Annotated in this window: 10 protein-coding genes and 2 pseudogenes; 6 read left to right on the top strand and 6 right to left on the bottom strand. The window is 73.8% G+C overall.

The features are described from left to right. Positions 1–116, bottom strand: a pseudogene (locus tag AB0912_RS28305) (biotin--[acetyl-CoA-carboxylase] ligase); the annotation flags it as partial. 54 nt (positions 117–170) lie between these two features. On the opposite strand from AB0912_RS28305, the gene AB0912_RS28310 reads away from it, so the two are divergent. The 3 genes from AB0912_RS28310 to AB0912_RS28320 all read left to right on the top strand — a co-directional run bounded on the left by AB0912_RS28310 (position 171) and on the right by AB0912_RS28320 (position 3,295). Then, the gene (locus AB0912_RS28310; RefSeq protein WP_366704671.1) at positions 171–1,082 is read left to right on the top strand and encodes a lysylphosphatidylglycerol synthase domain-containing protein; all 912 of its coding nucleotides are present in this window, start codon (positions 171–173) and stop codon (positions 1,080–1,082) included. A gap of 172 nt (positions 1,083–1,254) precedes the next feature. After that, positions 1,255–2,739, top strand: coding sequence for an AlkA N-terminal domain-containing protein (locus tag AB0912_RS28315; protein WP_366704740.1), 1,485 nt, complete (start codon positions 1,255–1,257; stop codon positions 2,737–2,739). Between the two features lie 73 nt (positions 2,740–2,812). Further along, positions 2,813–3,295, top strand: a complete 483-nt coding sequence (locus AB0912_RS28320) for a methylated-DNA--[protein]-cysteine S-methyltransferase (RefSeq protein WP_366704673.1) — start codon at positions 2,813–2,815, stop codon at positions 3,293–3,295. A 9-nt stretch (positions 3,296–3,304) separates the two neighbouring features. Here AB0912_RS28320 and AB0912_RS28325 read toward each other — a convergent pair whose 3' ends face one another. Further along, on the bottom strand, positions 3,305–5,134 hold the full coding sequence (locus tag AB0912_RS28325; RefSeq protein WP_366704675.1) for a glycoside hydrolase family 15 protein: 1,830 nt from the start codon (positions 5,132–5,134) through the stop codon (positions 3,305–3,307). Positions 5,135–5,302: 168 nt separating this feature from the next. Beyond that, positions 5,303–6,721 carry a DUF2252 domain-containing protein gene (locus AB0912_RS28330; protein ID WP_366704677.1) on the bottom strand — a complete coding sequence of 473 codons (1,419 nt, stop codon included), beginning with the start codon at positions 6,719–6,721 and terminating at the stop codon, positions 5,303–5,305. A 486-nt stretch (positions 6,722–7,207) separates the two neighbouring features. On the opposite strand from AB0912_RS28330, the gene AB0912_RS28335 reads away from it, so the two are divergent. Continuing rightward, on the top strand, positions 7,208–7,852 hold the full coding sequence (locus AB0912_RS28335; protein ID WP_366704679.1) for a GAP family protein: 645 nt from the start codon (positions 7,208–7,210) through the stop codon (positions 7,850–7,852). Between the two features lie 98 nt (positions 7,853–7,950). Here AB0912_RS28335 and AB0912_RS28340 read toward each other — a convergent pair whose 3' ends face one another. Together AB0912_RS28340 and AB0912_RS28345 are read right to left on the bottom strand one after the other, a co-directional pair. Next, the gene (locus AB0912_RS28340) at positions 7,951–8,379 is read right to left on the bottom strand and encodes a hypothetical protein (RefSeq protein WP_366704681.1); all 429 of its coding nucleotides are present in this window, start codon (positions 8,377–8,379) and stop codon (positions 7,951–7,953) included. A 176-nt stretch (positions 8,380–8,555) separates the two neighbouring features. Then, on the bottom strand, positions 8,556–9,050 hold the full coding sequence (locus AB0912_RS28345) for an NUDIX hydrolase (RefSeq protein ID WP_366704683.1): 495 nt from the start codon (positions 9,048–9,050) through the stop codon (positions 8,556–8,558). A gap of 266 nt (positions 9,051–9,316) precedes the next feature. On the opposite strand from AB0912_RS28345, the gene AB0912_RS28350 reads away from it, so the two are divergent. Beyond that, positions 9,317–10,453 (top strand): glycerate kinase, encoded by a 1,137-nt coding sequence (locus tag AB0912_RS28350; protein ID WP_366704685.1) that lies wholly within the window; start codon positions 9,317–9,319, stop codon positions 10,451–10,453. A 130-nt stretch (positions 10,454–10,583) separates the two neighbouring features. Here AB0912_RS28350 and AB0912_RS28355 read toward each other — a convergent pair. Further along, positions 10,584–11,435, bottom strand: a pseudogene (locus AB0912_RS28355) (helix-turn-helix domain-containing protein); the annotation flags it as partial. Between the two features lie 256 nt (positions 11,436–11,691). Between AB0912_RS28355 and AB0912_RS28360 the strand changes: the two are divergent. Then, positions 11,692–12,498, top strand: a complete 807-nt coding sequence (locus tag AB0912_RS28360) for an ABC transporter ATP-binding protein (protein WP_366704687.1) — start codon at positions 11,692–11,694, stop codon at positions 12,496–12,498. Positions 12,499–12,683 lie beyond the last annotated feature (185 nt).

The following is a 12,683-nucleotide window of genomic DNA, read 5'->3' on the forward strand; positions in this document are numbered from 1 at the left end:
AGCAGCGGCAGCCAGCCCCAGCGTTCGACGGGCACGCCGGTGGGCTTCAGCACCACGGAGAAGAAGAGCCCGGAGCGGGCGGGCGCCGTCCAGCGCCAGCGTCCGCGTCCGCGTCCGCGACCGCGCCGGTCCCTGCGGGCGAGTGCCGGCCGCCCGGGTCCCGTGGGCGGATGTCCTGGCAGGCCGGGATCTCCCTGCTCGTGCTGGTGTGCGCGGCCTACCTCGCTCACCGTCACTGGCCCGCCGTCGCCGCCGGGGTCGCCCGCCTCGCGGGGGCCGACCGCGGCTGGCTGCTGGTGGCCGCCGTCGCGGCCGGCGCGACCTGGCCGGCCTCCGCACTCGCCCAACAAGGCGCGGTGGCCCGGCAGTTACCCGCCGCGAAGCTGGTCGCCGCGCAGTTCGCGGCCTGCTCCGCCAACCACCTCCTGCCCTCCGGGCTGGGCGCGGGCGCCGTCAACCTGCGCTTCCTGACCCGGTGCGGACTGCCCCTCACCCGCGCCGCCACCGCACTCGCCGTCAAGGCCGGCGCCGGAACCGTCGCACGCGGCTGCCTGATCGGCGGCCTCGCCCTCGCCTGCCCCGGCGTGCTGCGCGTCCCCCGCCCTCCCACGCCCGGGCCCGCGTGGACCCTGGCCGCCTGTGCCGGGACCGTCGTGGCGGCCGTCGTCGCCGCGCTGTTCCTGGCCGGACCGCTGCGGCGCGCCCTGCGCCGGGTCCTGCTGGACGTGCGGGCCGTCCACGAACGGCCCGCGCGGGCCGCCGCCCTGTGGGGCGGCTCCCTCGCCTTCGCCGCGCTGCACTGCGCCGTCGTCATCGCGGTCACCCAGGCCGTCGGCCTCCCGCTGCCGCCCGCGCGGGTGGCCCTCGCCTTCCTCGCCGCGAGCAGCGCCGCCGTCCTGCTGCCCACCCCGGGCGGCATCGGCTCCCTCGACGCCGCCCTCGCGTTCGCCCTGACCCTCGCGGGGGCGCCCGGCGGCGCGGCGGCCTCGACGGTCCTCGGCTACCGGCTGCTGACCGCCTGGCTGCCCCTGGTGCCGGGGCTGGTGACCCTGGGGGTCCTGGTCCGGCGCCGGGTGCTGTGAGCAGCAGTACCACGGCACCGCACCCCGCACCCGCGTGTGCGAAAAGACAGCCCCCGGCCAATGCCAATGCCAATGCCAATGCCCGTGCCGGTGCAGGCCGGGCGAGGCAGATGTCGGATTCCCGCCAGCCCGGTCCCGCCGGGTGACCGATGCTGGGGGCATGCGGAACGGTATGCACACCGACACGGAGCGCTGCGTGCGGGCCGTCCAGTCGAAGGACGCGCGCTTCGACGGATGGTTCTTCACGGCGGTCACCACCACGCGGATCTACTGCCGGCCGAGCTGCCCGGTCGTGCCGCCCAAGCCGGAGAACATGACGTTCCTGCCGAGCGCGGCGGCCTGTCAGCAGGCCGGCTTCCGGGCCTGCAAGCGCTGCCGCCCCGACACCAGTCCCGGTTCGCCCGAGTGGAACCACCGCGCCGACCTGGTGGCCCGCGCGATGCGGCTGATCGGCGACGGCGTGGTCGACCGCGAGGGCGTGCCCGGCCTCGCCACCCGGCTCGGCTACAGCACCCGGCAGATCGAACGGCAGCTCCTCTCCGAACTGGGTGCCGGTCCCCTCGCGCTGGCCCGTGCCCAGCGCGCCCAGACCGCACGGCTGCTCATCGAGACGACCCCGCTCCCGATGGCCGAGATCGCCTTCGCCGCCGGCTTCTCCTCGATCCGCACCTTCAACGACACCGTCCGCGAGGTCTTCGCCCTCTCACCCGGCGAACTGCGCGCCCGCCTGCCCAAGAAGCGGACGGGAACCGCCGCCGGAACCCACACCCCGGGAGTTCTGAACCTCCGGCTCCCCTTCCGCGCCCCGCTCAACCCGGCCAACCTCTTCGGACACCTCGCCGCGACCGCCGTACCGGGGGTGGAGGAGTGGCGCGACGGTGCCTACCGGCGGACCCTGCGACTGCCGTACGGGCACGGGATCGCCGCTCTGACGCCGATGCCGGACCACATCGCGTGCCGGCTCGGCCTCAGCGACCTGCGTGACCTGCCCGTCGCGATCAGCCGGTGCCGCCGCCTGCTCGACCTGGACGCGGACCCGGTCGCCGTGGACGACCAGCTCCGGTCGGACCCGCTGCTCGCGCCCCTGGTCGACAAGGCGCCCGGCCGCCGGGTGCCGCGCACGGTGGACGAGGACGAGTTCGCCGTACGGGCCGTGCTGGGGCAGCAGGTCTCCACGGCCGCCGCGCGCACCCATGCCGCCCGGCTGGTCCTCGCGCACGGCGAGCCGCTAGACGACCCGGAGGGCGGTCTCACCCACCTCTTCCCCACGCCGGGAGCGCTCGCCGCGGTCGACCCCGCGTCCCTCGCGATGCCCCGGACCCGCCGGACCACCCTCACCAACCTCGTCGCCGAACTCGCCTCCGGAACAATCCGGTTGGGAATGGAGAGCGACTGGGCGGAGGCCAGGGCGCGGCTGCTCGCGCTGCCCGGGTTCGGGCCCTGGACGGTCGACGTGATCGCGATGCGGGCGCTCGGCGACCCGGACGCCTTCCTCCCCACCGACCTCGGAATCCGGTACGCGGCCAAGGAGTTGGGCCTGCCGTCCACACCCGCGGCGCTCACCGCCCGGGCCGCGGCCTGGCGCCCCTGGCGGGCGTACGCCGTCCAGTACCTGTGGGCGACCACCGACCACCCGGTCAACGTCCTCCCCGCCTGACCCGGCCCGCCTCCGCCACCGGGTACCCATCCGCACCCCATCCACCACGAACACCGCGTCTCAAGGACCCTCAGTGAAACAGCACATGGTGATCGACAGTCCCTACGGGCCCCTCACCCTCGTCGCCGACGACGGTGTCCTGTGCGGCCTCTACATGGTCGACCAGCGCCACCGCCCCCAAGAGGAGACCTTCGGCCCGCAGGACGACATGCTCTTCGGCGAGGTGAGGGAACAGCTGGACGCCTATTTCGCGGGCGAGCTGAAGGACTTCACCGTCGAACTGCGCCTGACGGGAACCCCGTTCCAGCTCCGCGTCTGGGAGCAGCTCCGGCGGATCCCCTACGGCGAGACCCGCTCGTACGGCGAACTCGCCGAAGCCCTCGGCGGCCTGGGCGCCTCCCGCGCGGTGGGCCTCGCCAACGGCAGGAACCCGGTCGGCATCATCGTGCCCTGCCACCGGGTGGTCGGCGCGAACGGAAGCCTCACCGGCTACGGCGGCGGCCTGGACCGCAAGCAGCGCCTCCTGGACTTCGAAAGCGGAGCGGCCCTGTTCTGACCGCTCCGCTCAGTGGCCGCCCCGTTCGAAGGCGCGGTCCAGGGACTCGTCCAGGGTCGTCGCGGCCATGATGAGGGACAGGTGGGTGAACGCCTGCGGGAAGTTGCCGAGTTGTTCGCCGCTCGGGCCGATCTCCTCCGCGAACAGGCCGACATGGTTGGCGTACGTCTGCATCTTCTCGAAGGTGTAGCGGGCCTGGGGGAGGCGTCCCGCGCGGGCGAGGGCGTCGACGTACAGGAACGTGCAGAGGCTGAACGTGCCCTCGGAGCCGCGCAGTCCGTCGGGCGAGGCCTCGGGGTCGTAGCGGTAGACCAGGCTGTCGGAGACCAGGACGCGTTCCATGGCGTCCAGGGTGGACAGCCAGCCGGGGCTGCGCGGCGAGACGAAGCCGACGCGGGGCGCGAGCAGCAGCGAGGCGTCCAGGACGTCACCGCCGTAGTGCTGGACGAGGGCCTGTTCCCGCTCGCTCCAGCCGCGTTCCATGACCTGTTCGAGGATCGCGTCCCGGGCCCGGGTCCAGCGCTGGGTGTCGGCCGGCCTGCTGAACTCGGCGGCCAGCTTCAGACCCCGGTCGAAGGCCGCCCAGCACATCACCCGGCTGTACGTGAAGTCCTTGCGGCCGCCCCGGGTCTCCCAGATCCCCTCGTCGGGCCGGTCCCAGGAGTCGGCCAGCCAGTCGAGCACGGCGGACAGGCCCTTCCAGCCGTGGTAGCCCGCCTGTTCGCCCACCTCGCGGCCCTGCGCCAGGGCGTACAGCGCCTCGCCGTAGATGTCGAGCTGCAACTGGTCCGAGGCCGCGTTGCCCGCGCGGACCGGGTACGAGCCGCGGTAGCCCTCGAAGTGCTCCAGGATCTCCTCCGTCAGATGCGGGTCGCCGTCGACCCGGTACATGATCTGGAGGGGTTCGCCCGCGGCGCCCGCGCGGTCCGCGAAACGCTCGCCGAGCCAGTGCGTGAACTGGGTCGCCTCCTCCACGTATCCGAGGTCGAGGAGCGCGCGCACCGACAGCGAGCCGTCCCGGATCCACGTGTAGCGGTAGTCCCAGTTGCGTTCGCCGCCGACCTGTTCGGGCAGGCCCATCGTGGCGGCGGCGACCGGGGCGCCGGTGGGGGCGTAGGTGAGGAGCTTGAGGGTGATCGCGGAGCGGTGCACCATCTCCGTCCAGCGGCCCCGGTAGTTGGAGGTGCGCACCCACCGCTGCCAGAAGTCGACGTTGTCCCAGAGGTCTTGGGTGATCGTGTCGACGGTGGGGACCGGCGGGGGCGGCTCGTCCGGGCCGCACACGGTGAACACGACGCCCGCCGTCTCCCCGTTGCGCAGCGTGACGCCGCCCCGGACGTCCTGTCCGTCGCGTTCGAGCGGGATCGCGCCCTGGAGGTGGGCGGTGATGCCGGAGGACCGGAACGTCGCCCCGTCGGCGCCGAGTTCGAGGTCGTGGCCGGCCCGCGCGTAGTCGAACCGGGGCCTGCACTCCAGCGCGAAGCGCACGGTTCCGCGCACACAGCGCACGACGCGCACCAGACGGTGCCGGTCGCTCGGTGTCCTGTCCGTGAGGACCGACATGTGGTCGATGACCTCGCCCACCCCGTCCGGCGACATGAAGCGGGTCACCAGCAGGGCGGTGTCCGGGTAGTACAACTGCCGCCAGGTTCCCTCCGGATGCTCGGGCGCGAGCCGGAAGTAGCCGCCGCCCTCGTGGTCGAGCAACGAGGCGAAGATGCTGGGGGAGTCGAAGCGTGGCGCCGCGAACCAGTTGACCACGCCCTGTGACGAGACGAGGGCGGCGGTCTGGAGGTCTCCGATGAGACCGTGGTCGGCGATCGGCGGATAACGGTCCATGCGGGCAGCCTCCTTGTTCCTTGCCAGGGCTTCTTGTCGGGACCTTCTGTCGCCTCCGTCGCCTCCGTCATCTCCGTCGTCTCCGTCGTACCGGGCCCCGCGGTCCTGACCCGCGGCCGGGCCTCTGTCTCAGGCCCTCGTCTCCGGCCCTTGTCTCAGGCCCTTGTCTCAGGCCGTCTCGGCCTTGATCCTGCCGGTGCGGACGGCGGCGACGAGCGCCTGGTGGTCCCGTTCGTTCTGGTCCGCGTAACGCTCGGCGAACGTGACCAGCGCACGGTCGAAGACGTCACCGCCGCCGAGATACGAGGCGATCGCGATCCGGTCGCCCGACCGGGCGTGGGCGCGGGCGAGCGTCGCACCGCACAGCTCGCCGAAGGCCCGCATGCCCGACGGCACCATCACCTCGGGCCGCGCGATGCCCTTCCAGTCCCTCAACTGCCGCAGATAGAAGTCCCGTCGGCGCCCGTCGATGCCGTCGGCCCGCTCCCAGCCGAGGAAGATGTCGCTGGTGGCCTGCATCAGCCGCTGCCCCGCGACCACCCGCTCGCCCTGCGTCCGGTACACGCCGGCGCCGGCGAACGGGGCGAGCACCGACTCGCCCGCCTCCTTGGCCTGGAGGAGCAGCGGATCGTCGTCGTCCCGGCCGAGCAGCAGGATGATCCAGCAGCGGGTGCCCACGCTGCCCACCCCGACCACCTTGCGGGCCACGTCCGCGATCCGGTACTGCTCCAGCAGGAATCGCCGGTCCGAGTTGAGACTGTGCCCGTAGCGTCCGACCAGTTTGCGGAACTCCCGCTCCAGCGAGTCCCGTTCGAGGCCCGGGAGCAGGTCCTCCAGCGGGGTGACGAGTGGCGGGTTCGCGGTGATACGGGCCCTGCCGTCGACCACGTGGGTGAGTTTGCCGAAGGCGTGGACGCTGTCCCGGGTCCGCGCCTTGGCCGCCGACTGTGACCAGCGCTCCCGGGCCCGCTCGCTCAACTCCCCCGCGAAATGGGTGCGTACCCACTCCTCGTCGAACTGGGTGTACCAGACGGCGAGATGGCCCAGCGCGGCGAAGCGGCGCATCCACTCGCGGTAGGAGCGCACCGTGGCGCGGACGATCCCGGCCCGCTCCTTGGTGCCGAAGCCGTTGGCCCGGGCCGCGATGACGAAGCTGGCGGACAGCCGTTTGACGTCCCACTCCCACGGTCCCGGCAGGGTCTCGTCGAAGTCGTTGATGTCGAACATCAGCCGGCGTTCCGGGGAGGCGAGCAGCCGGAAGTTCAACAGGTGCGCGTCACCGCACAGTTGGGCCCGGATGCCGGTCCGCGGGGTGTCTGCGAGGTCGCCTGCCATGAGGGCGGCGGCGCCCCGGTAGAAGCGGAAGGGCGACTCGGTCATCCTGCCGTAGCGGATGGGGACCAGCTCGGAGAGGCGGTTCACCGACTGCGCCTCGACGACGTCCACCGGGTCGGGCCGCTTCGCCGAGGGGGAGTAGTCGGCGTGACAGGAGCGCGGTACGGCGGCCCGGGCGGCCTTGCCGAGCGCGGCCCGCTCCTTCGGCGTACGGCGCGGGGCCCGGTCGTCGGCCGGATGCTTGGGCGTCATGCCGGCCACCGTCCTCGGGTCGCGGTCCCTGCCCGCCGGCCGCCAAGAGCACCCGGCCCCGCCATCAAGGTATCCCCGGGGGGTGGGTCCGGCGAGTCGGGGAGGGAGGGGTGCGGGGTGGCGGTGCGGGGCGGCCCGAGGCACCGTACGGCCGGCGTCGTGCGGGCCGCGGGGCGGCACGGCGATGGCCGTCCCGGAGTCGTGCGGGCCGCAGCGCGGCACAGCGATGGCCGTCCCGGAGTCGTGCGGGCCGCAGCACGGCACAGCGGTGGCCATCCCCGCCTCGCCCGTCCCGGAGTCGTGCGGGCCGCAGCGCGGCACAGCCATGGACGCCGGTGCCCCGTCCGTCCCGTGCCCGCACCCGGCCGCGCCGCACCCCGCCACAGCGGATTTGTGGAGGCGGGCCGCGAAGCGGACGATGAGTGCATACGCGAGGCGCCCTGACGTGCGCCGCGTGAGGGGGCGTGCGGCGACGCGGGAGCGCTGATGGTCCTTGACCTGGTCCTCATCGGCCTGGCGATCGCCCTGAACCCGTTGCCAGTCACCGGATTCGTCCTGGTCCTGTCGGCCCGCAACGGCGTCTGGAAGGGCCTCGCCTTCCTCCTCACCTGGCTCGCCACCTTCGTCGGCATCATCGCCGTCGTGCTGCTCATGACCGGCGGCGAGCCACCGGCCGCGAAGTCCTCGCCGTCCACCGCGGCGCTCGCCGTCAAACTCGCCGTAGGAGTCGGGCTCCTCGGCTACGCGGAACGCACCCGCCGCAGGATGGGCAACCGGCGCCGGCCCTCCGGGTTCATGTCACGCGTCGAACGCATCTCGCCCTGGTCCGCGGCCGGCCTCGCCCTGCTGCTCCAGCCCTGGGGCATGATCGCGGCCGGCGCCGCCACCGTCGTCAAGGCCGACCTCGCGCACTTCGCGTCCTACGCGGCCCTCATGGGCTACTGCCTGCTGGCCTCGTCCAGCCTGCTCACCATGGAGCTGTACGCCACGTTCGCCCCGCGGTCGGCCGCCGTGCGCCTCGGGAAGCTGCGCACCTGGCTGGAGGCCCACCAGGACGAGGCCCTGGTGACGGTGGTGCTGTTCCTCGGCCTGTGGCTGGTGGGCAAGAGCATCTACGAGCTGACCGCGTGACGCGGTGTCTACGAGCCGACCGCCTGAGCCCGCGCTCCCGTGGGAGCTGCCGCGCTTCCGTGGGAGCTGCCGTGCTTCCGTGGGAGCTGCCGAGGGGGCTAGCGGGCGTGGGCGTCCCGACCGGGGCCCACGCACAGGGCCCAGATGACGAACGCGTCGATGGCGATCAGGACGATCGCCCACACCGGCTGGTACGGCAGCCACATGAAGTTGGCGATCATGGACAGGCCGGCCAGTACGACACCCACGACACGGGCCCACAGCACGCCGCGGAACAGTGCGAGGCCCGCCATGACGACGAGGAGGCCGAGGACGAGGTGGATCCAGCCCCAGCCCGTCAGGTCGAAGCTGTACGTGTAGTCGCGGGTGGCGACGAAGACGTCGTCCTTCGCGATGGCGGAGATGCCCTGGAAGATCGCCATCGCACCGCCGAAGATCATCATGACCCCGGCGAACGCGGTCCAGCCGGACACCCACATTCCAGAACCGCCACCGGTGTCACGCCGGTGCGTATCCGTCGTAGCCATGGGAACTCCTCGTGCCTAGACGCCGCCACCGGCCGGACAACGGCCGGGGGCCCACCGATCAGCTTGCCACGGGAATGACGGACCGGCAGATCTCGGAATCCGTGCAGGTGGAGGGGCTGGCGACCAAGATATGGAGCGCCCTTTCGAGGTGCTCCCCGAGCCCTGTGCGGCCCTGCTCAGCCCACCCGCTGACCGTTCTCCAGCTCCGCCGCGCCCGTACCCTGCTCCTCCAGTACGTCAAGGGCCGCGTGGACGCGTCCGGCGAGCGCACCCCGCAGATACGTGTCCAGCTCGGCGCGTGGCACCAGACGCCAGGACAGCAGTTCCTCCTCCTGGAGCCGGATCGCGGTGAAGTCCGCGTCGGTGAGCACCCCGCCGTCGTACAGGTAGGCGACCAGCGGAGGCCGGCCAGGCCCCTGCACCCAGTCGACGACCAGCAGCCGGCCGGGCCGCACGTCGAGCCCGATCTCCTCGGCCGTCTCACGACGCGCGCCCTGCCGCGGACTCTCCCCGTCATCCGACTCCACGGTCCCGCCCGGAAGCCCCCACCCCTCCCGATAGTTCGGCTCGACCAGCAGGACCCGCCCCTCCACGTCACGGAAGAGAACGGCGGCCCCGGCGAGGACACGCGGCAGTCCGGCGATGTAGGCGGCGAAGTCCGAAGTGGTCATGGGGGAAGGGTAACGAGCCCCGAGCCGCCGCCCGGACGAAGGACGGCCCTCCGCCGCCGGCCGGCCGCCCTCCGGGTCCGGCACGTTCCGCCGGCAGCACGGTCGGGTGCCGGACGAGGTGGGACAACACGCCGGCGGTGGGCCGTCCCGTCGGCCGGGCGGGGCATGACGGGGAGGGGGTGGGGCGGTTATGGTCGCAGCGGCGCGACTGCCTTGACGTGTGCAAGGCCCGAAAGCAAGGGGAATGCAAGGTGGCGGACGCTGCAGTGGATCGGACCCCCCGTGTGCTCATCGCCGCGGACAAGTTCAAGGGATCGCTGACGGCCGTACAGGTCGCCGAGCGCGTGACGGCCGGACTGCGCCGCGCCGTGCCCGGCGTCGAGGTCGAGTCGCTGCCCGTGGCCGACGGCGGTGACGGCACCGTCGACGCCGCGGTCGCGGCCGGGTTCGAGCGCCGCGAGCTGCGCGTCGCCGGCCCGCTCGGCGACGAGGTGACGGCCGCGTACGCGCTGCGCGGGGACACCGCGGTCGTGGAGATGGCCGAGGCGAGCGGGTTGCAGCGGCTCCCCGAGGGCGTCTTCGCCCCGCTGACCGCCTCGACGTACGGCTCCGGAGAACTGCTGCGCGCCGCGCTCGACGCCGGCGCGCGCACCATCGTCTTCGGCGTCGGCGGCAGCGCGACCACGGACGGCGGCGCGGGCATGCTGTCCGCGCTCGGCGCTCGCTTCCTGGACGCCGGCGGTACGCCCGTGGCGCCCGGCGGCGCCGTGCTGCGCGAGGTGGAGAGCGCGGACCTGTCGGGGCTGGACGAGCGGCTCGCCGCCGTCGATCTCGTCCTCGCCAGCGACGTGGACAACCCGCTGACCGGGCCCAAGGGCGCGCCGGCGGTGTACGGGCCGCAGAAGGGCGCGAGCCCCGACGACGTGGCGACCCTGGACGCCGCGCTCGCCCACTTCGCCACGGTCCTGGAGAAGGCGATCGGCCCGAAGGCCGCCGAGTACGCCGCCGCGCCCGGCGCGGGCGCCGCCGGCGGTATCGGCTACGGGGCGCTCGTCCTCGGCGCCCGTTTCCGGGCCGGCATCGAGGTCATGCTCGACGTCCTCGGCTTCGCGTCCGCCCTGGAGCGGGCCACGCTGGTGATCACCGGGGAGGGGTCCCTCGACGAGCAGACGCTGCACGGCAAGGCGCCCGCCGGGGTCGCGGCGGCCGCCCGCGCCGAGGGCAAGGAGGTCGTCGCCGTCTGCGGCCGGCTCACCCTCCGGCCGGAGGCGCTCGGCACCGCCGGAATCCGCCGGGCCTACCCCCTCACCGAGGTCGAGCCCGACATCGCCAGGTGCATCGCCGACGCGGGGCCGATCCTGGAACGCGTCGCGGAGAACATCGGGCGCGACTTCCTGACGTGACGTGACGTGGCGTGGCGTGGCGTGGCGTGACCTGACCTGACCTGACCTGACCTGACCTGACCTGCGCCCGAGCGCTCCGGGGGCCGCCGGCGGACGGTCGCTCCCGGGGCCGCCGCCCGACGGCCCCGGGTCACCTCGCGGTATCCCGACACCCCGCTCCCGCCCCTGCCCCCACCCCCACCAACCGGTACGCGTCCAGCGCCAAGGTCATCTCGATCAGGTCCCGGGGGCGGGCCAGGGAGCGGGACGTCAGGTGTTCCAGGCGGCGCAGGCGGTTGAGCACGGTGTTCCGGTGGCAGCGCAGGCGGGCTGCCGCCCGGCCAGCCGAGCCCTCGCAGGCCAGCCACGTGTCCAGCGTCTCGATCAGTACGGCTTGGTCGCCCGGCGCGCGTTCCAGCAGCGCGCCGAACACCTCTGACACCAGCCGGCCCGCCAGGTCCGGCCGGCTCACCACGAGCGCGGCCGGCATCCGCCGGTCCAGGCGTACGACGCCGGTCGCGCCCGGCGGACAGGTGCGCAGCGCCAGCTCCGCCCACCGCCGGGCCCGGCCCAGCTCGCCGAGTCCCGAGACGACCGGGCTGATCCCGCCGGGTCCTGAACACTGCCCGTCCAGCAGCCGGGCCACCCCGTCGAGGCCCTGGCCGGCGTCCAAGGCGACCACGCCGATCGCGCGGTCGGCCCCCACCCGCCAGATGAACCGCAGCCCCGCGCCCGCCGACTCCCGGCGACCCCCCTCCCGTCCAGCCCCCTCGTCGCGCCCGCTGTCCCCTCCATCGCCTCCGTCCCTTCCGTCCCTTCCCTCCCCTCCGTCGCGTCCGCCGCCCCGGCCGCTCGGTCCGTCCCATCCGTCCCGTCCGTCATGGGATTCCGTGCGCAGCACGACCACTACGTACGCGCCGTCCTCGGGCAGGTCCAGGACCGCGGCGGCCCGTGCCGCGAGCCCCGGCGTCTCCTGGCCCTCCAGGAGCGCGTCCAGCAGAGCCGCGCACGACTTTGTGAGCGGCTTCCCTTCGTGACCGGTCCACGCTCCGCGTCCTCCCACGGCCGGAGGATGCCACCGGGGCGGCGGTCCGCGCAGGCCCCTGACACGCGGTGTTGTGCGCGTGCACAACGCGCGGGCGTCACCGCTGGGCCCCCGCCGCGTATCGCCCGCGGGCCGTGGACGGGCGGTCCCACCGGTGCTGAGGTGAGCGCCACACCGAGGCAGACGCCACACCGAGGGAGACAAGGGAGGTGCCATGGGCGGTTCCGCTCTGCTCGTGCGGGAACTGTCGGTCGGATACGGCCCCGTACGCGCCCTGCGCCATGTGTCGCTGGAGGTGCCGGAGGGGACCGTCGTGACGGTGCTCGGCGGCAACGGCGCGGGCAAGTCGACGCTGCTGCGGGCGGTGTGCCGGACGCTCTCCTTCCACGGGGGAGCGGTGACCGGCGGCACCGTCACGCTGGGCGGCCGGCCGCTGGACCGGCTGGCGCCGGACCGGGTGGTGGCCGCCGGGGTCTCCCAAGTCCCGGAAGGGCGGCGGGTGTTCGCCCGGATGACGGTCGCCGACAATTTGCGCGCCGGGGCCCTCGGCGGCACCGGCGGCCGGACGGACCGGGCGCGGGCCCTGCGGCGCGTGCACGATCTGTTCCCGGTGCTCGCCGACCGGGCCCAGCAGCGGGCGGGGCTGCTGTCCGGAGGGGAACAGCAGATGCTCGCCGTCGGCCGGGCCCTGATGGGCGCCCCCAAGGTGCTGCTGCTGGACGAGCCCTCGCTCGGGCTCGCCCCGCTGATGGCGGCCCGGATCGCCGACACCGTGCGGGAGATCAACCAGCAGGGCACCTCCGTCCTGCTGGTCGAGCAGAACGCCGCCCTGGCGCTGCGGCTCGCCGCGACGGCCTACGTCCTGGAGGTCGGCGAGGTGACCCTGTCCGGCCCCTCCGACGAACTCGCCGCCTCCGACGAGGTGCGCCGCCGCTATCTCGGCGTCGTGGACGAGACCGCCGCGGCCGACGGGGCGACCGCCCGCGACGCCCTTCCGGCCCTGTCCCGCTGGAAGGGGTGAGCCGCCGTGCAGGAACGAGACGGAACGGACCCGCACGACATGAAGCGGACCACCAAAGCGGCCGGACCCGGCCACACGACCGGTGCCACCCCGGACTCCCCGGCCACCCCGAATGCCTCGGGCACCCCGGCCACCCCGACCAGCCCGGACACCCGGGCCACCCCGGACTCCCCGGCCACCCCGAA

The sequence above is a fragment of the Streptomyces sp. NPDC007084 genome (genome assembly GCF_040703595.1).
GTDB lineage: Bacteria > Actinomycetota > Actinomycetes > Streptomycetales > Streptomycetaceae > Streptomyces.

Bases quoted from the DNA above. Each gene is read 5' to 3' on its own strand.
- AB0912_RS28310 (WP_366704671.1), top strand. From the start codon at position 171: ATGTCCTGGCAGGCCGGGATCTCCCTGCTCGTGCTGGTGTGCGCGGCC.
- AB0912_RS28315 (WP_366704740.1), top strand. From the start codon at position 1,255: ATGCACACCGACACGGAGCGCTGCGTGCGGGCCGTCCAGTCGAAGGAC.
- AB0912_RS28325 (WP_366704675.1), bottom strand. From the start codon at position 5,134: ATGGACCGTTATCCGCCGATCGCCGACCACGGTCTCATCGGAGACCTC.
- AB0912_RS28330 (WP_366704677.1), bottom strand. From the start codon at position 6,721: ATGACGCCCAAGCATCCGGCCGACGACCGGGCCCCGCGCCGTACGCCG.
- AB0912_RS28335 (WP_366704679.1), top strand. From the start codon at position 7,208: ATGGTCCTTGACCTGGTCCTCATCGGCCTGGCGATCGCCCTGAACCCG.
- AB0912_RS28340 (WP_366704681.1), bottom strand. From the start codon at position 8,379: ATGGCTACGACGGATACGCACCGGCGTGACACCGGTGGCGGTTCTGGA.
- AB0912_RS28345 (WP_366704683.1), bottom strand. From the start codon at position 9,050: ATGACCACTTCGGACTTCGCCGCCTACATCGCCGGACTGCCGCGTGTC.
- AB0912_RS28360 (WP_366704687.1), top strand. From the start codon at position 11,692: ATGGGCGGTTCCGCTCTGCTCGTGCGGGAACTGTCGGTCGGATACGGC.